The 19150-nt window shown below is 42.7% G+C and carries 17 protein-coding genes, 1 tRNA gene and 4 pseudogenes; 6 read left to right on the plus strand and 16 right to left on the minus strand.

What is annotated here, in order from left to right; translation table 11 throughout:
* Positions 1-121: 121 nt before the first annotated feature.
* From PSI15_RS01715 to yccS, 10 genes are all read right to left on the minus strand, one after another.
* Complete coding sequence (locus PSI15_RS01715; RefSeq protein WP_273582033.1) at positions 122-1345, minus strand: hypothetical protein; 1224 nt, start codon at positions 1343-1345, stop codon at positions 122-124.
* Positions 1346-1354: 9 nt separating this feature from the next.
* Entirely contained in the window at positions 1355-2455 is a 1101-nt protein-coding gene (locus tag PSI15_RS01720; protein ID WP_273582034.1) for a GNAT family N-acetyltransferase, read from the minus strand.
* Between the two features lies 1 nt (position 2456).
* Positions 2457-3299 (minus strand): hypothetical protein, encoded by an 843-nt coding sequence (locus tag PSI15_RS01725; protein ID WP_273582035.1) that lies wholly within the window; start codon positions 3297-3299, stop codon positions 2457-2459.
* Entirely contained in the window at positions 3296-4681 is a 1386-nt protein-coding gene (locus tag PSI15_RS01730; protein WP_273582036.1) for an AAA family ATPase, read from the minus strand. Before PSI15_RS01730 ends, PSI15_RS01725 begins: the two co-directional genes overlap by 4 nt.
* A 31-nt stretch (positions 4682-4712) precedes the next feature.
* Complete coding sequence (locus PSI15_RS01735) at positions 4713-5570, minus strand: hypothetical protein (RefSeq protein ID WP_273582037.1); 858 nt, start codon at positions 5568-5570, stop codon at positions 4713-4715.
* The gene (locus tag PSI15_RS01740; protein WP_273582038.1) at positions 5567-6715 is read right to left on the minus strand and encodes a DegT/DnrJ/EryC1/StrS family aminotransferase; all 1149 of its coding nucleotides are present in this window, start codon (positions 6713-6715) and stop codon (positions 5567-5569) included. The genes PSI15_RS01735 and PSI15_RS01740 overlap by 4 nt, the downstream gene beginning before the upstream one ends.
* Positions 6716-6749: 34 nt before the next feature.
* Positions 6750-7697 carry a hypothetical protein gene (locus PSI15_RS01745; RefSeq protein WP_273582039.1) on the minus strand — a complete coding sequence of 316 codons (948 nt, stop codon included), beginning with the start codon at positions 7695-7697 and terminating at the stop codon, positions 6750-6752.
* A gap of 268 nt (positions 7698-7965) precedes the next feature.
* Positions 7966-9309: an ATP-grasp domain-containing protein gene (locus PSI15_RS01750; protein ID WP_273582040.1), complete on the minus strand. Its 1344-nt coding sequence runs from the start codon at positions 9307-9309 to the stop codon at positions 7966-7968.
* 4 nt (positions 9310-9313) lie between these two features.
* The gene (locus tag PSI15_RS01755) at positions 9314-10342 is read right to left on the minus strand and encodes a radical SAM protein (RefSeq protein WP_273582041.1); all 1029 of its coding nucleotides are present in this window, start codon (positions 10340-10342) and stop codon (positions 9314-9316) included.
* 300 nt (positions 10343-10642) lie between these two features.
* A complete protein-coding gene (gene yccS / locus PSI15_RS01760) occupies positions 10643-12811 on the minus strand; it encodes a YccS family putative transporter (protein WP_273582042.1) in 2169 nt (722 codons plus the stop codon).
* Positions 12812-12877: 66 nt separating this feature from the next.
* Here yccS and helD point away from each other — a divergent pair, with 66 nt between their 5' ends.
* The gene (gene helD / locus PSI15_RS01765) at positions 12878-14944 is read left to right on the plus strand and encodes a DNA helicase IV (RefSeq protein ID WP_273582043.1); all 2067 of its coding nucleotides are present in this window, start codon (positions 12878-12880) and stop codon (positions 14942-14944) included.
* A 54-nt stretch (positions 14945-14998) separates the two neighbouring features.
* Entirely contained in the window at positions 14999-15412 is a 414-nt protein-coding gene (locus tag PSI15_RS01770) for a CoA-binding protein (protein ID WP_273582044.1), read from the plus strand.
* 68 nt (positions 15413-15480) lie between these two features.
* On the opposite strand, the gene hspQ is transcribed toward PSI15_RS01770, so the two are convergent.
* Entirely contained in the window at positions 15481-15798 is a 318-nt protein-coding gene (hspQ, locus tag PSI15_RS01775) for a heat shock protein HspQ (protein WP_273582054.1), read from the minus strand.
* 234 nt (positions 15799-16032) lie between these two features.
* Between hspQ and yccX the strand changes: the two genes are divergently transcribed.
* The gene (gene yccX, locus PSI15_RS01780) at positions 16033-16311 is read left to right on the plus strand and encodes an acylphosphatase (RefSeq protein ID WP_273582045.1); all 279 of its coding nucleotides are present in this window, start codon (positions 16033-16035) and stop codon (positions 16309-16311) included.
* Positions 16312-16326: 15 nt separating this feature from the next.
* On the opposite strand, the gene tusE is transcribed toward yccX, so the two are convergent.
* Entirely contained in the window at positions 16327-16656 is a 330-nt protein-coding gene (gene tusE, locus PSI15_RS01785; RefSeq protein WP_273582055.1) for a sulfurtransferase TusE, read from the minus strand.
* 182 nt (positions 16657-16838) lie between these two features.
* On the opposite strand from tusE, the gene PSI15_RS01790 reads away from it, so the two are divergent.
* Both PSI15_RS01790 and PSI15_RS01795 read left to right on the plus strand, forming a co-directional pair.
* A tRNA-Ser gene (locus PSI15_RS01790) sits at positions 16839-16926 on the plus strand.
* Positions 16927-17064: 138 nt separating this feature from the next.
* Positions 17065-17608 (plus strand): annotated as a pseudogene (locus PSI15_RS01795) (tyrosine-type recombinase/integrase); the annotation flags it as partial.
* Between the two features lie 58 nt (positions 17609-17666).
* On the opposite strand, the pseudogene PSI15_RS01800 reads toward PSI15_RS01795, so the two are convergent.
* The 4 genes and pseudogenes from PSI15_RS01800 to PSI15_RS18535 all read right to left on the minus strand — a co-directional run.
* A pseudogene (locus PSI15_RS01800) lies at positions 17667-17871 on the minus strand (IS481 family transposase); the annotation flags it as partial.
* Positions 17872-17880: 9 nt separating this feature from the next.
* Positions 17881-17928: pseudogene (locus PSI15_RS18530) on the minus strand (hypothetical protein); the annotation flags it as partial.
* Positions 17907-18176, minus strand: a complete 270-nt coding sequence (locus PSI15_RS01805; protein ID WP_273582046.1) for a hypothetical protein — start codon at positions 18174-18176, stop codon at positions 17907-17909. The gene PSI15_RS01805 and the pseudogene PSI15_RS18530, both read right to left, overlap by 22 nt.
* Before the next feature lie 145 nt (positions 18177-18321).
* A pseudogene (locus PSI15_RS18535) lies at positions 18322-18433 on the minus strand (aldo/keto reductase); the annotation flags it as partial.
* Positions 18434-18568: 135 nt separating this feature from the next.
* Between PSI15_RS18535 and PSI15_RS01815 the strand changes: the two are divergent.
* A partial coding sequence (locus tag PSI15_RS01815; RefSeq protein ID WP_273582048.1) for an IS110 family transposase occupies positions 18569-19150 on the plus strand: 582 nt, incomplete at its 3' end.

Genomic DNA, 19150 nt, shown 5'->3' on the forward strand with positions numbered 1-19150 from the left:
GGTTACCTCTTATGGAAATAAGATCTTGTGTTTATCAGAGTAAGTAATAATGATTTGTTTTTATACAAATATCATCAGGCTATTATTTGAATAAATTATACTTTTCATTATTGTGTTATATTTAGATTATGCTGTCATCTTTCAATTTTTGCTTGGAAAACCTATTTTCAATATAATCAACAATAATGTCATCTGCACTTTTTTGAATCATGTCATTTTCGGAAATGTCGCTTTGGAAAATATCGTGACAAAAATTGATGTTGTTTTTTTCTTTTGCAAGGAATTGGCTGATCATATCCATCGCTCGTTTTCTTTCTGTGGGGGTATTAATAAATAAGTCATTACATTTTTTAATTAACGCTAACCCCTCTTTCTCTGGCAAGTATAGAGGAATATCAGGGTAACCATATTCTGATTGCCATAAAAAACCGTGTTCATGACTATAATAATGTTGTAGATAAACGTCTAATTGTAATTGCTGACTATAATTTTGTGGTGGTAAGAAAAAAACATCTTTATTAAGAGCGACACACTCATAAAATGTGGTAAGACCAGGATTGGCTAATACTTTATGGGCACGGTGTAATTTTTGCAGAAAATCCTGCCTTGCAAAACAGCCAATATCAATATGAGGATGTGTTTTGGCAAACATTTCTGCCAGATTGACGATCGTTTTGCCTCCACCCGCAATAGTAATCTTGGTTTCCTGTTGCAAATAAGGAATAGACAATAGTTCTTTCAGAAAATGGTAATAAAAATCGGTGGTATCAGCATAGACGGTATCAATCCCCCCCAGTGTAATTAATACACCTTCTGGTGGATGGTCATCCGTCATACGTTCATCCATCATATATTGTTGCAGGGAGCTGTGAAGAATTGGGGGTATCACTTGATAAGTGCCGAGCTTATCTTGGAACCGTTCAATATTGCGTTCTATTCCGTGAAAATTCTGAATAAATGTTTTCTCGGTTTGGTGCAAATCGACCTGAAGATTATCCCACATCCAAAATAGCGTATCGATATAGATAATGGGAGTATCAAGTTTCGAGACGAAATTAATCGAATTAGGGTTAGTGTTGCTGATATACAAGTCTGCACCTGAAATAAGTTCAGCGTAGCGTGAAAGCTCGCTAACAGAAGTGGTATCACATTCATAAATGGCATCAAATAATCCGGATTTTTGGCCTAATTGCGAAGAAGTGAGTGTACCTAACAAAATAAATTTAGTACCTGATATGAATTTATTTCGACACTTTAATTTCTCCACCACATTTAACGTGGTGGAGATCGGGCCAAAACAGAATGGATCGGCGTCAAATATAATATAGGGAGAATTTTTCAACATGTTATGTTCTCATAAAGGAATATTTACATTTTCTATATCAAATTGTTTAGTATAAGGACAATATAAAAAAGTACTGCCATGAAGATGATTAAGATGCCATCGCCCGGAAAGATTGAGATCACTTGCCATTAAATGAGCCAGAAAAATATTATGCAAATTTTGATGGGAGACAATCACTCGCAGGGAAGACATTGAAATCTCATCACCCATTTGCATGATAAAACGATGGATTCTGTTGGCAGCATCCGTTACCTGTTCTGAGTCTTTGAAAGGCGAATCAAGGGGGGTATAGAGCAACCGATGGGCATAATCCTCACCATAACGACGTGGGATATCTGCCAGTTTCATGCCAATAAGCTCTTGCGGGAAGAATTCACAAAGTGCCTGCGTTTCTTGTAGTAAACAAGATTGATTGGCCGAACTGAGTGCGTGGGCAGTTTCCAGTGCCCGGCGTTGAGGTGAAGTGTAAATCGTTTGCCACGGTAGTTTCCCCAGTATTCGGATACCGATGTCTTTAGCCTGTTTGATGGAAGTCTCATCAAGGGCGATGACGTTATCTTCAGGGCAATAATCCAGATGATCCAATGGAATAATTTGTCCATGCCTGATCCACAGTATCTTTAGGGGAGGGATGGGGCCATTATAATGCATGCGTTCATCGACTTGATGGCTCGAAAGCCCAAAGGATTGCCAAAAACAATTGGCATTTTTGCCGACATCGGTTTCCAGATGAACCTGAGTGGCGCCGTGGCGACGCCCCCATTGCAACATGGCGTGCCATAATCCATGACCTAGCTTTTGGCGTTGGTACTCATCCCTGATATAAAATTCAGCAATATTCAGGGTGACTTTTTCTTCTCGTTCAAGTTCTTCCCGCTCAAGATATACATTGGCTAATCCCGCCAATTGCCCGGTATTCAGTAACAAAAACAGCCCCCTGTCACCTTGCAGGATGCGTTGCTCAAGGGCCATATGGTTCTCTTTTGCTATCTTCTCTTCTGACAGATCCCCAAAAACGTCCGGCCAATGGCGTTGAAAATATTCGCCATAAAGATGAAGAAATGAATCCCACAAGGGAGATTGAGGGATAACTTGTTTGAGTTCTAACATTTTACTGACTCCATTCAACTCTGGGTGAACTAAACATCAACATGACTTTCTCACACCATTGGTGATAATTTTCGCTGGAAAGCCCTTTTTCTTGCCGGGGTTCAGCGAGTAATGGCTGAACCAGTCCCTGATGTTGAAGTAATGTTTGCACAGAAGGAGAGCATTTCTCCCAATCCAATACCGTGCGGTAGGGACTTGATTGATAAGCCGCGTACAGTGAGGCATGGTGAATATTATCTTCAATGGCATGGCATTTTAGCTGATCTCTCAATACCGCAAATTTTTCTTCGGCGGCGGTATAAAAAGCCGTGAAAATATTTCTGACCGAGGAGGGAATCGTCTCCCTGTTTGTTAGGCGAAGGCGTAATGCCCCGCCAGTGCGGATAAGTTTATTGCCGTTGAAAGAATAATAGGCAGCATCAACATGCAGGATCTCCTGTAGGCAATCTTTCCTGCCATAGCCTTGGGAAAGATCCAGAAACACATGAGCATGGTGGCTGTTTTGCGTTTGCTGCAAAAATGCCAGGCATTGCGGATCGATATAACCTAAAGGGTGGGCGAGAAGTATGGCACAAGGTTGTGGCAGGGCATTTAGCATGTCCATCATAGCTTGGATATCCGCTTGCAAAACCACGCTGGCCTGTTTTGGCGGCAAAACAGGGTAAAAGTGCGGTTGCCAATGAGCGGCGTGAGCGGATTCAACCATACTCTGACATATCCACTCCGGCATCAGGCAGTCACCTTGGGGCGCTATAGCCTGTAGATCTGCACGGAAAAGATCCCGTACCGAGTCACCATAGTGAATGATATTTTCCGAAAACGGGTTATTGCGGTCAGCTATCATGGTGTGATCCTGAGATGAAGCCGTTCAATATACCGGTTGGCTAATTGGTCATAGAATTCACTGTTTCTGCCCCAGAGATCAATCTGAAGGCCAGTGTAAGGGCAGTAAAGCATCTCGAGATGATCCATCAGACAATGAATTCCCATCAGGCTTTCCCGGCCTTGATAACTGCAACCCCATTTAGCGGCATACCATTGACCCGCACCGTCATTTAGCATCAATGACCAGGCACCGGGCGTACCCGTTTCATCATAAGTGACAGCCAGATGGTATTGGTGACTTTTGGCTAACAGGCCGGGGAGATACTGGAGATCTTCACGGTTCAGGCTGCGCATATCACTTTGCTGAGTGGTTTTCCAGCTTCTGGCATCGACATATAAGGCATCTTGCCAGAGTTGCTCAATTTGCCCTGAGGTGCTGTAACGAGTGACGGTATTGTAGCTACGCGCTTTTTTCAGGCTGCGTTTTAATCGTGTCGAATGTTGGGGCAAAAAGTCAGCTACAGTTGTTTGCGGCGGGATGTTGACAACGGGAGCTAACCATTGGCTCTCTGCATGGCACTGTAATCCATGCTGCTGCGCTAAATGATGTAAATAGCGGTAGGCATGGGATTCAGCATTCAAATAGTTAAATACAATGGATTGGGATTGCTGCTGTAAAAAAGCGAGCAATTCTGTTTCTTCTTTCGCCGTAAAAGTAAAATCAAAGAAAGTATTGCTTTGCCACTGCTGGTGGCCTTCTTGCCAGACCAGATCAATATGCTTAAAACGCTTAAGTTCCGGGTAACGCAGCGCCGTTCCCAGACGCCATAAATGGGAAGCGGTTGGATTAGCGAAACCGTTAACTGGCGCAGATTGCTGCATAATCGCCTGGCTTATCCGTGCCACAATTCTGTCTGTCGAATATTTCGCGCTATCCAGCAAAATTTCATCAGGTAACGTGTCATTCCACAAACTATCCTGAGCGACTTCTCTGATCCGGGAAGCAGGCAAACGATCGTCGATCGCGCGTTCCTGATTACGGGTAATCAGTGTTGCTTCCTGTGCAACCAGCCGATAATGCAGAATGCGGACATTTTTTCGGCTAAACAGGCCATGAATAGCGTCAATCTCTTCGGGATAAATAAATACGCCATCCAGAATAATCAGATCACTACCAGCATCAAGGCAATCATCAGCCACCTTTAAGAGTCGCAAGGTATCTTCCAGAATAATTTTTTGCGTCAGGTATGATCGTGGTTCAACGAAATGGTGAAAGGTATCCCACGGCAAATAGGATACCGTTAACCCCTGTGCCAACATGGCTTCTTTCAATTGGTGACACGTAGTGGATTTGCCACTTGCCGGTGTTCCCCTAATAACCACAACGGTCTTACGCTTCATCGCCCAATACCTTTATTACTTAAAACGTTTATTACTCAAAACGTTCATTGTCCAAAACCTTGGCTTGCCAACCCTGCATAATATCGACAATAGAATGTGGGTTAAAGATAGCCTGATAGTAATCCTCATGACCTATTTTAGCGGCACGATGGATGATCTGTTTGGCGGTTAGACGCAATTCGATTTTATGATTGCTATTACCCAAACACATTTCTTTACCTTGAGTATTGGGTGCCGGGTGGTAAAGCCATAGGTTGCAATTTTGTCCAAGCGCATGAGAGTAAATCTGGATGGCTTTTTGTTGCGTAGTATTTTCCACAAACAAGGCTTGTTGTGGGGGAATACCCAGGGCCGCGTTGAGAAATTCGGGGGTATAAAGGCTAATATTGCGGTAATACACCTCCAGCATCATTTGCTCTTCATCGGTTCCCTGCGGATAAGTGGCATCCGGTTTTTGGGCATAAAGGCCATATAGCCTTGATGGTGGCAAAACCGTCTTGATATGGGGAACCCAATGATCAATATGCTGGCGGATTTTATCCTCAGAGGTGTCTATCCAATAAATGGGAGGTAAAGGCATATTCAGTTGTTCCAACGTATAAATAATGCCGGCTTCCAGCCACTCCCTCATTACCGTATGGTTGGCCTGTTCAGGATCAAAATGCAATAAATCGGCCATCATGAGCGCTTCATGAGACTGAAAATAGAGATAAACTGGGACATTGTGTTGTGAAGCGATGATTGCTGGTAGCAGGGAATCGATCAAATCCTGTAGAGAAAGCCGGGCGGGGACACCTTTAGCGTAACAGATACAAGAGCCTCCCAACACAGATTGGACTGGCTGATTATGATTGCCAAGTTGGGTGAAAAAGTCATTGTCCAAGATCATGCTGGCTTTCCTCCCATTACCCACTGTAAGACATTTTCATAAATTGCGTTATCAATAGGCACGGGCAGACAAATGCGATCCGCCACAATCGCAGGGTGCTTCGTTAAGGCGGGTACAGGGAGCGGATCTGGGTGCAGGCTCCAGGGGAAATGGTCAGAGTAGGGTGAAAGTTGATTTTTTATAATCGGGTGATTAGCCAAATCCCAGGCTTTCCAATCATATAGCAGGGTTGAATTGGAACGTTCGGCGGGCAATTTGCTGCGTTTTAGCCAGACAGAGACGGGGATCGTCCCTTCCGGGCGTGGAATCACCCAATCTGTAGGCAAATATTGCAGGATTTCTTGATAACGTTTGATTAATAAGGTGCGAAACTGTTCGATATTCTCCAATTGGTCAATCAGCAAGGTAGCTTGTATTTCGTTGAACTTATTGTTGTCACCAAAACCAATACTTTTGCTCCAATCTGGATAGCCTTCTGCGGTACGTTCCGCGCCGTGGTCAGTCATCATGCAGGCATTGATAAACAGAGGGTGATTTTTGGCAATCAGTAAACCGCCTTCACCGCTGCTGATTAATTTATTGGCCTGAAAACTGAAACAACCATACTCACCAAACGTGCCGACAGGCTGATGTTGGTATTTCACTCCCATCGCTTGTGCGCAGTCTTCAATCAGGTACACATGATATTGTTGGCAAATTTGGGCGATTTCAGCAATTGAAGCGGGAGTCCCTTCCAAATGAACGGCAATGACCGCCAGAGGTTTTGTTTCCATTTGATTTAATGTGCGTTTTAGCGCTTTTGGGCACATCATGCCATTGTTATCGACATCAACAAGAATAGGAATTAATCCACAACTCAGTACAGCATTGGCCGTCGCGATAAATGAAATAGAAGGAATGAGCACCCATTGCCCTATTTTGGGTCTGAGCCCAAGCAGCGCAGCCTTAAGCGCAACAGTCCCATTGGTGACTAGCATGGTGTGTTGGGTATGCAGGATATTTTGTAATAACGTTTCTGCCTGAAAGCAATATTGGCTCTCTGTGGCATACCTGAACACCGCTTTATTATCAAGGACAGTTTGCAAGCGGATTTGCACATTATCAGCAATTTTGGTGTTACCGAGATAAGGTCTAAGATATGACATATTATTATCCTAATAACGAATAGACTTATTAATATCACCTGCGCCAATGATGCACTGGAGCAGGGACTTTATTTATTTGAATGATGAAGTAAACAGCGATTGCAATCAGTAAAAATAGGGAGAAACCAACCACCGGTAAAAAATATTGGCTGGAGTCAGGTGCAATGGATACGGTGATTGCCGCTATTGGGAATGAGAAATTCATCGTGACCTGAAATAAAGAAAATAACCGGCCTTGTTGCATTTCCAACCCTTTTTGATAAATGGTGTTGGTAATTAATACATTAAAATAAATTATTGCAATGTTATAGAGAAAATAGAAAAAGGATTTTGCATAAAATGTATGTAGTTGAAAAAACAGAATGCCAAAAATAAACAAATTAATAAATATTGTAATGGGATAACGCTGGATACGGCTATTAACGCGGGTTTTATTGAGTAAGGTTGTACAGAAAATCGGGATCAGGGCACTAAGTAAATAGAACAGGGTGACCAGCCCATAACTTTTATTCGCCAAACTTTCCATGACAACAACGGGCAGTGCCACCATCAGAAACGCATTAGCGAAAATGGTAAAGACAACAGCAATGGCCAAAGTTTTATAATAGCGCTGTTGAAATACAGAACGTAGCCCACCGGTTAATTGAGATCTTTGTGCTGCTGTACGTTTTACCTGCATTTTCATCATAAGATAGCAGATATAGAAATAAGGGAGCAGGGAAAATAATTTGATTGCCACAATCGTATCTATCCCTTGTGTAATCCCCAGTAAAGCCCCCAAGCCGGGGCCGAGGGCGGAAATAAGCGAAGTGGCAATAACAATATAGAGAGAGACATTTAAATGTTGACCACCTTGTTGCTCTGCCCAGTCATTAAGTTCATGCCAGGCAACACGTGACCACGGAATTTCATAGGCAAAAAGAAATTCTAATATGGCAATAAATAAAAGTAGCATAATAGGCGGAAATGCGATTTTACTCACTAACAATATCAATAATAATAAGGTGCTAAAGATTTCAATCAACAATATAACAATACGAAACTGCCAAATATCTGTGGCATAATCGATTTTATAACCCCATAACAAAGCACCCATAGAGGCAAATAAAAATATGATACCCATATTGGCATAATAGTAGGTCATTGGTGTACTATCAGATAATAATATATAGGGGTATCCGACAGCAAGAATACTTGAGCCAACACCATTAATAATTAAAGAAATGAGAAACAGACTTCTTATCATCGTATTAATCTTTTTTTAGGGTTGTATAATGAAATTTATCTTTATAATTTTCTAAATATTGCAGACAGGTATATTCACTTTTAGCAGAGCAAATAATATAGCCCATTTTTTCAGTATAATGGGTGTTGGAGAAATAACTGCCGGTTTGCGCATATTGTTCCCATTCAATAGCATGCTCATCAATAATTTCTTTTATGGGTGTTATGGCGTCTACCTTTCCCATCGGGGGATTAAAAATGATCATGCCAATACAATGGGGATCGGCATGCCCTGTGGCGAGAGAAGGCACGTTACCAATCGAAGCCGGGGAAATCAACGCTTTGATAAAGACATCAAAGGCATGTCTATGATTGGCTTGTGCATGAAGATCGAATAGCCTGAGTCCGGGCGGACGCGATGCGGTTTCGCAAAGTATCAGATTATCAGTATTTTCCTCAATAAAAATCTCAGTATGGGTAAAACCGTATTCGAGGTTGAATGCCTGCAATACCCGCCGGTTAAATTCAAACAGCCTATGGCTGTCCGGAGAATCCGGCAGCATGGTATGCCACATAAAATGGCCGGTTTCGGTTTGGTCGGCAGGGAGCAATGAACAAGCGTAAACACCGATGCCTTGATAGAGTATCTTATGCCGGAAGACGGCGGTATCAACATGCAGTAACTGGCCTTGGATTTTTTCTTCAACCAGATACGCTTCCGGGGCATCAAGTGCCTGCAATGCACAGAGCAAAGAAGTGCGGTCTGAATAGGCGGTAACACCCATCGATCCCCAAAATGAGCGGGGTTTGACAATAAAACCGGCTTGGTTGCCTTTGTGTTTGGCGGCATTCTCGACTGATTCGGTAAACGCCTCAAAATGTTCAGGGGAGATGAGCATTTCTGACGCCAGCGTGAATTTTGGGCAATAAAGCCCCTGTTCATTGGCAATCTTGCGCATTATCCACTTATCTCTAAATGATCGGGCAACCTCAATAAGATGGGTATCATGGTTAATATGCGCTGCCACAGTCGCCATCAATTCAACATGCAGCTCAGAAAAAGCCATAAAATAGTCGATGTGAATGGGAGCGGTAATCATTGACAGGTTTTTTTTGACCTGTTTCAGCGCCTCGATTATTTTTTTATCGGCATGGTTAACCAACGGATCATCAATTACTAAATAGGCCAGCGCGAATGAACAATCCGTTGAATCCAGCCATTTTCTCTTAATCAACAGAATCATATTTACATTATGTTGATAGCATAATTGAATAAAGCGTTCACTGTCTTTAATATCCGGCATACAGAAAATCGTCGGCTGCCCGCAATGAAAACTCACCTGATTATTGATATGAATTTCTAGAGACATCGTTTTACCTTAATCTATTGGCAGGATCACAGCCTTTAATACAATCGCAGGTGATGACGGGATACATTTTTTTGCGAAACAGTGAGAACTTATCGCCATGCCAAATATCGTGCAGTGAATCGTCCAGAACATTGCCCATAATATATTGATCAGGATTTGGCCGATACATCGTCGTATCGCAAGGGTAAACATTTCCTGTTACGGCATCAATGAATAGTGTTGTCAGTGGGATCGCACAGGCTTTTTTGCTGGAAGCGTTATAATTCCCTATTTCGGCGCGGGAATAATCGTCTTCATTGCGGCCGAAAATTTCGTAATTGGCATCCATAAATAAATGGCGTGAAATCTGTTTATTTTCCAGCAGGGTAGTTATTCTCTGCATAAATAATTTAATTTGCACTGTATTTAAAAACAGCAGAGGATAATCTTTAATCGGGATCAGATTAACACCATCAACGCCCAATTCAGCCATTTTAAGCAAAAACTTATCAATAGTGTCATAATTTAGTGAAGTCACCACATGGTTGACAACAATAATCGAAGCTGGTATTTCCCGCTTAATATATGCCATTGCATCATAAAGGTTATTTGTTAACCAACGAATGCCACGTGATTCCCCATTTTTTTCAGGTTCGACATGATCAATGGAAATATAAAATTTTCTGACGAGATGGCTTTTGTCTTGTATCCGATTGAAGATCTTTTTTGATAACGCTGTTCCATTGGTGGTAATGGAAATCGGTGTATTTTTATTACCATCCAGAATAGCCAGAAAATCTTTTGATAAAAAGGCTTCACCCCCATGAATATTGACTTCCTGTGGTGAAAGCGCCTCCAGCTCTTGCCAGAGTTTAACCATGTCTATTTGTTTGTGTGCATCAATTTGGGCGGTTTGCCAGACATCGCAAAATTCGCAACGTGCATTACAAATATTATTGATACGTATAAACGCATAGTTAAGTTTAGGTACAGCAAACAGCCTTTCCGGATCCAGACCGATAGGGTATTTCGCAATAGCAATTGTCTCTTCCATATTATTTTCCACGTGATTATAAATTCAAAAGTGATAATTCTTATTATTAATAGAAATTAAAATGAATATAATTGGTTTTTATTTTTATAGATTTGCGACTTTACAGCAGTTTTACATATGGTCAATATCAAAAATGAGGGCTGGTGATATTAATATTTGTAAATATCAATTTTTATTGTAAATTAATGAAATTTTCATTTATATTATTTATGTAATAATGTTTTTTAACAGCGTTTATCAAATTATCGCGGCAAATCATCCCATAATATCATCAGGGGCGGGATCGCCCCTGAAGAAAGTTTATTTATGTGGCTCTTGCTCACTAATCTGTTTTTTCAAGCAAATCAATTCCGGTAACAGCTCAATCAGTAATCCTATTTGTTGCAATATCAACTGAATTTTATTGTGACTTTCAGAAGGTGCCAGATTGATTTTCTCCAGTAAATGATTCACCTCGGCTTGCCATCTATCATCATTTATCTGACCTTGCTGTAAGGCAGATTCAACATAGCAGATGGCATGATTCAGGATTTCTAACATGGCAGGATCATTGAGTTTATCGCGATGGGCGCCTAAGGCAGAAATATAACTTAACATGGTGTGATTAAGGCACAGTAAACGGAAAGCGGCTTCTTGGGAAATACGATCGTTTTTTGGCTCTGATGCCATATTTGAGATTACGGATGCCAGTTCAGCATCACAATTGTGGGCGTCACGACGGGCGATGCGATAATTCAGGCTATTGCTTTTGCCGTGGTGATATTGCCTTAAAATCGCACTCAGATAGCGGCAATTGGCCTCCATTGTTCGGGTAATGACCTGGGGCAATTGATGGAACTTCCAATCTGGCCAGATGAAACTGACGGCAAGTAAGGCAATTCCACAGCCGATTAAGGTATCGATAATTCTCGGCAATGCCACTTCAAACCCTTCGCCTAATAAATTGAAACTCAGTAATACCAGCAACGTAATAAATAGCGTGGCATGGGCATATTGGCTATTACGAAAGGCAAAGAACAGCAGGCCGGAAATAACAATCAACACTAATTGACCTTCAATAGCAGGGACAAAGAAGAGAATTGGCAGGCCAATTAAAATCCCCGCCAGTGTGCCAATAACACGCAGGGCCAGACGGCGGCGGGTGGCGCTATAATTCGGCTGGCAGACAAATAAACTGGTTAGCAAAATCCAATAACCGCGCTGTAAATCAAATAGCTGAATAATCGCATAGCCGGTACACAGCAGGGCGGACATGCGGATCGCATGGCGGAACAGGGCCGATTTGGGTGTCAGGTTACTTTTGATCCTAAACCCGATATCCCGCCAGCCAGTGAGCGCTTCCTCGGATAACTGGGTCTCTTCTTGTTTATCTTTTGCAGGGATATTTTGAGAAAGAAGCTCTTGATCCGAACCTAATCCGGCTAATTGGGCATCAATGGCACGCAGGTTTTTCAATAAATTATCCAATGCCATTATCTTAGCATCCGTGCCTTGCTTACTTTTTAAACGCTCAATAGAGCTTTCAAGATAGCTGAATGCGTTTTCAAAGCGTGGGTTATGTTGATATTGTTCACGCAGGATAATCGATTGTGAAACTTGTTCGCATGCCCTGGCCTGCATGGAAAGCAATCGCTGAACGCGGAACATAATATCGCTGTGGCGAAACACCTCTCTCAGTTTTTGATACTGAATATGGGATGAACTGGCGCGTTCATGGATATCTTGGGCAACAAAATAATAATGCAACGTATGGCGCGTACCCCGTTGCCCCCTATCGCCCCTTAAGCGGCTTAACAACGAACTCTTGGCCTGATTGAGCGTGGTGACTAATGCACTGTTTGCCATCGCAACATCAAACACCGCGTGTTTATATTCCTCAACTTCGGAATCGGGATCAAACAGGCTGGTTTTCGCATAGAGATAGGCTGAAAGTTGCTGGTAACAGCGTGCCAGATTTTCTTGCAAGGGACGAATAGGAAATAATAAATGTCCGGTCAATGTCAGTAAGTTATACCAGATTGCCCCGGTAAGCAGTAATAAAGGCTGTTGATACCAGAGAGGAAAGATTGATGAACCCAGCATGGTATAAATGGCAATGAGCAAAGCCCCAAAAGCGATGGTGGCGTAGCGTTGCCCCAAGGCACCAAGCAGGATAAGGCCACACGTGGACAGGGCTAAACCGGGCATAAAAAGCCACGGATACGGAAACAGCAGGGTAATAGACGCGGAAGCAACAAAGAACGAAATTAAAGTAATGATGAGGTTGCGAAGTCGTCCAACCAGACGGTCATCCAGATCGGTTAATGCGGCCGCAACGACTCCCAGCAGCAACGGAATAGTTATTTTAAGCTCTTCCCCTAATAGCCAGGGAATAAGCGTGGTTCCTGTTAGTGCAATGAATATACGGATATAATAAAGGGTGTGACTGTGATACAGAAAATGGCGGGAGCTGGATAAAACCGTTCGCACAAAATACCCCTAACAACATTTACGTGATGAAGTAGTTCAACAATTTTCAGGTACGGTGCCACGACAATGGAACTAAAATCAACACAAATTGGCCAACGTTTTGCTCAACACCCTTATAATCGGGTGCGTTTGCTTAATGCGGGTATTGAAGTTAGCGGTGATAAACACCGGTACCTTATTCCCTTTAATCAATTAATTGCTATTCAGTGTAAGCGAGGGATTGTTTGGGGGGAACTGGAATTTGAATTACCAGAAGGCAAAGTGGTTCGTCTGCACGGCACGGAATGGCAGCAAACACAACATTTTTACCATGATTTATTAAAGGAATGGCAAAAATGGAGCCTCGAGATGAGTGATGTCAGTGCGGGTGTCTTGGCAAATCAAGTCAATGAACTAGATAAAATCAAACAACAAAACCGTTGGTTGAAAAGCGAAGATTTAGCTTCTGTGCGGCAACAAATCGAGGAAACCTTTCAGGCTTTGCCTTTGCCATTACAACGAATTGAGCAATTTGAACATTGTCGTGGCAATTATAAGATTTGTCTGGATTGGTTAGAGCAGGGGGAAAAAATAATTCACACCCTGAATCAGCAATGGGAAGATCGCATGCTGGTGCAACATGGACAATTTTTCCAGACATTTTTCCAACCAATCGAAACATCATCCCTTAATCGTTCACAGTGTCAGGCCGTGATTAATGGTGAACAACATATTCTGGTATTGGCGGGGGCGGGCAGTGGGAAAACCGCTGTTTTGGTGGCGCGCGCGGGATGGTTATTGTTACGCCAACAAGCCCTTCCTGAACAAATTTTGTTGCTGGCTTTTGATCGTCAGGCCGCCGATAAAATGAATAAACGTATTCAGGCTCATTTGGCAACAAAAGAAATAAAAGCCAGCACATTTGATGCCTTGGCATTGCATATTATTCAGCGAGGCAGCAATAAGTCACCGAAAATTAGCGAGCTGGAAACTGATGACCAAAAACGCCGTGATTTTATTATTCAGGAATGGCAAAAACAGTGCAGAGAAAAAAAAGCCCAGGTTAAAGGTTGGCGAGAATGGTTGAGCGAAGAATGGGATTGGCCATTACCCGAAGGTGAATATTGGCATGATAAGTCATTGACGACGCGCTTATCGGTCCATCTGGAACGTTGGCTGGCGCTAATACGTATGCAAGGCGGCAGTCAAAAAGAGATGATTGAACAGGCGCCTGCTGCTTATAGTGATATATTGCAGAAACGTCTGCGGCTTATGGCACCGTTGCTGAAAGCCTGGAGATCTGCATTGAAATCGGAAGGTGCCGTTGATTTTGTTGGTTTGGTTCATCAGGCAGTGAATATTTTACAGAAAGATCGATTTATTAGCCCGTGGAAACATATTCTGGTGGATGAATTTCAAGATATTTCCCCCTTGAGAATGAAATTATTAACCGCATTGAAAGCACAAAATAAGCGAACCCATCTCTTTGCGGTGGGAGATGATTGTCAGGCAATCTATCGTTTTAGTGCGGCTGAATTAACGTTAACGACGGTATTTTCAACTTATTTTGGCAACGGAGTGAAATGTATATTGGATACAACTTATCGTTTCAATGACCGTATTGGAGAAATAGCTAACCAATTTATCCAACAAAATCCTTATCAATTAAAGAAACCGCTCAATAGCCAGACCAAAGGGAATAAAAAATCGGTTGTGATTTTACCGCAAGAGCAATTGGAAGCATTGCTGAATAAAATGAGTGGTTATGTTACCCGGCAGGAAACTATCTTATTATTGGCGCGTTATCACTATCTCAAACCCGAATTATTGAAAAAAGCGCCGACTCGCTGGCCAAATTTGAAAATTGAATTTATGACCATTCACGCCGCTAAAGGGCAGCAAGCGGATTATGTCATTATTTTGGGATTGCAGCAGGGCGAAAACGCTTTTCCGGCACCAGAAAGAGGCTCCGTGATGGAACAGGTTTTATTGCCGCCACCTGAGGATTACCCTGATGCACAAGAACGTCGTCTTTTATACGTCGCATTGACGCGGGCAAAAAAGCAGGTTTGGTTAATGCAGGAGCCGAAAAATCCATCAATTTTTATTCATCAATTGGCGCAATTGGGCGTTCCGATTCAACGCAAACCGTAAGCGTAAAAAAACGCAAGTTACAAGATACCTGACACAGGGGATATGGGAGGTTAAATGAAAGAGCAATATATGGCCGATATACTGGGAAAAGTTAAAACCATTGCGTTAGTCGGAGCGAGCGAGAAAACGCATCGCCCAAGTTATAAGGTGATGGAATATTTATTGGATCAGGGATATAACGTTATTCCTGTCAGCCCTAAATTGGCGGGACAAACTTTATTAAATCAGCCTGTTGTGAGCCAATTATCTGATATTAAACAGCCTGTTGATATGGTTGATGTCTTTCGCAATGCGGAAGCCGTCTATGGCGTTGCGCAGGAAGCTATCGCCATTGGCGCGAAAGTGCTTTGGTTACAACAAGGCATTATCAATGAAGAAGCCAGATTATTAGCAGAAAACGCAGGACTGGACGTTGTGATGGATCGTTGCCCAAAAATTGAAATCCCGCGGTTGGGGCTGGAAAAGTGAATAAGGCGGCGATGGGTGAATGATTCACCACCTTACTGTTATGATTTGGATAACGGTAATAAACGCATTTAATTTCGTAGTCGCGGAGCTTGCAATTGACTGCGGATAGATTCGGCCAACTCATCCAGAGAAGATTGTTCTGGATGCTCATCCGATGTTTCGTAAGTCAATTGAGCTTCTGCCAAATAAGTATGGATAGGTTGTCCATCATCATCTTCCATTACAACGTGATACCACGGCGCAGAACGTAAAGTCGCATTAGATGCAATATCATTTTCCTGCGGTTGCTCTAAAGAATATTCTGCATCAATATCGACAATAACCCCCAAGTAACCCAGCAAGCTATGTCGTACTTGCTGGCCGATACCGAATTTGCTGGCGATCATCATAGTCACCTCCAAAGAAACTTTGCAATGACTCTTATATAGGGACAGTAAGGTAAATTTCAAGCGCACATCCGGTAGCGGTAGCCGGAATTTCTGCATGATTTTTGAAACCAAGATGACATGTGACCGCCACCTCACAATTTCAGGTTAGCTGTTGCGTATATAAAATACAATATCAAAAGTGGGATTAGCATTTTTAAAGTGCTTACCATCTTATCTGGGGGGAATGTAACGATGACTAAATACAGCGTGACTATTTATGTCTACGGAAGAGTACAGGGAGTGGGGTTCCGTTATCACACTTACCGTTGGGCAAAGAAAAACAAGTTGGTGGGATATGTCCGCAATAGGGATGACGGAAGTGTTAAAATTGTCGCGAGTGGCAATGATATGCAAATCAAAATGTTAACACATTGGCTGGAGCAGGGCGGGCCACCGAGTGCCAAAATAGAACATTTTAGATCTCAGCTTTGTCAAGCAGAAGAGATGAGTGATTTTAGCATCCGTCACTAATGACGGATGAATCGATCAAATACATTTAACGGGTTTCGGAAGGCCGGCAATTTTAGTTGCCTGTTTTGCCGGCCCTTTAGGAAATAGGCGATAAAGGTAACGGCTATTGCCTTTTTCCTCACCATATTTTTGCGAGATGGCTTTGACTAACATACGAATAGCGGGCGAAGTATTAAATTCTTCATAGAATTCACGTACAAAACGTATCACTTCCCAATGCTGTTCGGTTAGCGTGATCGCCTCTTGCCCGGCAATAACAGGTGCCATGGCTTCTTGCCAATCACGGTAATTTTTTAGATAACCTTGTGCGTCCGTTTTGATTTCACGACCTTCAAATACCAACATAACTTTTTTACCATCCAATAACGATGGCCGCAATTTAGCAAAAATAACCATTATTCCCAAGAAAGATTACCCAAGGTGCTGAATAAGTAGACCAATAGACCGTATTGTGAGTAAATTAACGGCAGTTGAGCCGATAAATACTTTACATTGGGAATAGTGATGTTTATAGTGCTCGACATCGCGGAGGGGTGGCCGAGCGGCTGAAGGCAGCGGTCTTGAAAACCGCCGATGGGAAACCATCCGAGAGTTCGAATCTCTCCTCCTCCGCCATTAACACTTCTCCCAACGTCTCTTCAAGTCTACTTTTCTTAGTAAAATCAATAAATAGCCATAACTCCCAGTCTCCTAACATCTCCTGAAAGCGACATGAAATTGTGTATAGTTTTTCCTATACACACGGGGGAAATGATGAAGCTAACAGACGTGGCAATTAAGCGAGCTAAGCCAGAAGCAAAGTCTTATACGCTGTCTGATGGAAATGGGCTTTGGTTATTGGTGGAACCGAACGGATCTAGGGGTTGGCGATTCCGTTATCGTTTTGAAGGTAAGCAGAAGATGCTATCTTTAGGTATTTACCCTGAAGTGCCTTTAGCGGAAGCAAGGAAAAGAACCGCAGAGTGTCGCTCTATGATTGCTGGTGGCATTAACCCTTCTGAGGATAGAAAAAGGCAGAAACGAGAAAGTATTATTATGTCAGAGAATACTTTCGAGAAAATTACTCGTGAATAGTATGAAAAGCGCAAAGACAGATGGTCAGCAGGATACCGGGCTGACATGATGAGTGCTTTTGAGAATGATGTCTTTCCTTATATTGGCAATAGACCAATAGCGGATATAAAACCCTTAGAATTACTTGATGTTCTTTCGGGAATGGAAAAGCGTGGAGCGACTGAAAAAATTAAAAAAAGTTCGCCAGCACTGTGGGGAGGTTTGGAAATACGCAATTATAACGTGTACTAGCTCAGACCTGACCTGACAGTTACCGGTTATTTATACAGGTGTCTGTCAGGTTAAATCTGGTTCAGATTTTTTTCTGTCCAGATGCGTTTTCCATCCAGTAACGTTTCCATTGGCGTTCGCCCACAGCACATTTTGCAGCCTGTCCATGTCACCGTAAAGTTTCTTGCGGAACGTCACCTGATAAAACGCTTGTAAAATCGTTTTATGGAAGCGTTCACAGATACCATTTGTTTGCGGGGGCATCGACATAGATTCCTGTTTCCCCGCAACAACAATTGATGATTGATCAGTCAGGATTTGTTGTACGCCCAGTATGATCGCACGTAAGCCCGAACCGCAAGCTGATTGACTAAATATGCGGTAGTCTTTTCTGGAAGACCAACTTTGTCTACTTCATGTTCACTAATTTGAGCCTGCTTAATCGCAGCTTTAATAGCGGCAGCACCCAATGAATGAGCCGGTACTTTTGAAAGACTTCCGTTGGAGCTTCCAATTGGAGTACGTGCTGCACCTACCACCACTACAGATTTTGGTGACGTAAATTTGACAGAATGAGACATCTGATTGATTTCCATATATATTGAAAGGGTAATTATCCTTAACTATTTAGAAGGCTTTGAGTCGCATCTGGATAGCGATTGCCAATAGCCATATTTTGTGAAAATGCACTGGAGAGTTCATCAAACACGCCTTGTGGAATATTTATGTCTACCGCTTTCACATTTTCCTCAAGATATTTCCTACGCTTGGTGCCCGGAATAGGGACAATATTCTCGCCTCGAGAAAGAACCCAAGCAAGTGCAAGTTGTGCCGGTGTACATCCAACTTGGTGAGAGAGTGTTTTGACAATGTTGACCAGTGCAAGGTCATATACTAATGAAATGGACACCTCCCCAAAACGGCTTCAGTGAGCCATGCTGAATACATCAGCAAAAATATGAAGAGGTGTCCAATGGAACAAGTTATCGGAATTGATCTGGCAAAGCGAGTGTTTCAATTACATATTGCGTCCCCGCTTGGAAAAGTGATTAAAAATACCGTGGTCACGCGCGATAAACTAACGGCTTTCATTGCGCAGCAGCCTCCTTCAAAAATCGTGATGGAGGCGTGTGGCAGCGCAAATTACTGGAGTCGCCAATTTAAACGCTTTGGTCACGAAGTGAAGCAAATTAGTCCCCAGTATGTTGTCCCCTTCAGAATGGGCAGCAAGAATGATAAAAATGATGCGATGGCTATTGTGGAAGCAGACAGTCGTCAGGGGATGCGTTATGTGCCGGAAAAAACACAAGCACAACAGGATATTCAGTGTTTGCATCGGGTTCGCCAGCGGCTCATGAAAAACAGAACGGCGCTGATTAATCAAATCCGCGGACTGGGCTTAGAATATGGCATTGCCATCCCCGAAAGCGCCCACAAGGTTGAGCAATGTTTGCCTGACCATCTGGAAAACGCGGAAAATGACCTGACGCCGTTGAGCCGTGAATTATTTCAGGAACTCTTGCTTGAACTCAAAGAACAGCAACAGCGCCTGAAT

Origin of the sequence: Xenorhabdus sp. PR6a (genome assembly GCF_028599065.1) — a bacterium.
In the GTDB taxonomy this organism is placed as follows: domain Bacteria; phylum Pseudomonadota; class Gammaproteobacteria; order Enterobacterales; family Enterobacteriaceae; genus Xenorhabdus; species Xenorhabdus doucetiae.

Excerpts from the sequence above, each read along its gene's own strand:
- PSI15_RS01755 (WP_273582041.1), bottom strand. The coding sequence starts at position 10,342 with ATGGAAGAGACAATTGCTATTGCGAAATACCCTATCGGTCTGGATCCG.
- yccX (WP_273582045.1), top strand. The coding sequence starts at position 16,033 with ATGACTAAATACAGCGTGACTATTTATGTCTACGGAAGAGTACAGGGA.
- PSI15_RS01805 (WP_273582046.1), bottom strand. The coding sequence starts at position 18,176 with ATGTCTCATTCTGTCAAATTTACGTCACCAAAATCTGTAGTGGTGGTA.
- PSI15_RS01770 (WP_273582044.1), top strand. The coding sequence starts at position 14,999 with ATGAAAGAGCAATATATGGCCGATATACTGGGAAAAGTTAAAACCATT.
- PSI15_RS01735 (WP_273582037.1), bottom strand. The coding sequence starts at position 5,570 with ATGATCTTGGACAATGACTTTTTCACCCAACTTGGCAATCATAATCAG.
- PSI15_RS01715 (WP_273582033.1), bottom strand. The coding sequence starts at position 1,345 with ATGTTGAAAAATTCTCCCTATATTATATTTGACGCCGATCCATTCTGT.
- PSI15_RS01750 (WP_273582040.1), bottom strand. The coding sequence starts at position 9,309 with ATGTCTCTAGAAATTCATATCAATAATCAGGTGAGTTTTCATTGCGGG.
- helD (WP_273582043.1), top strand. The coding sequence starts at position 12,878 with ATGGAACTAAAATCAACACAAATTGGCCAACGTTTTGCTCAACACCCT.
- PSI15_RS01725 (WP_273582035.1), bottom strand. The coding sequence starts at position 3,299 with ATGATAGCTGACCGCAATAACCCGTTTTCGGAAAATATCATTCACTAT.
- tusE (WP_273582055.1), bottom strand. The coding sequence starts at position 16,656 with ATGTTGGTATTTGAAGGTCGTGAAATCAAAACGGACGCACAAGGTTAT.
- hspQ (WP_273582054.1), bottom strand. The coding sequence starts at position 15,798 with ATGATCGCCAGCAAATTCGGTATCGGCCAGCAAGTACGACATAGCTTG.
- PSI15_RS01740 (WP_273582038.1), bottom strand. The coding sequence starts at position 6,715 with ATGTCATATCTTAGACCTTATCTCGGTAACACCAAAATTGCTGATAAT.
- PSI15_RS01730 (WP_273582036.1), bottom strand. The coding sequence starts at position 4,681 with ATGAAGCGTAAGACCGTTGTGGTTATTAGGGGAACACCGGCAAGTGGC.
- PSI15_RS01720 (WP_273582034.1), bottom strand. The coding sequence starts at position 2,455 with ATGTTAGAACTCAAACAAGTTATCCCTCAATCTCCCTTGTGGGATTCA.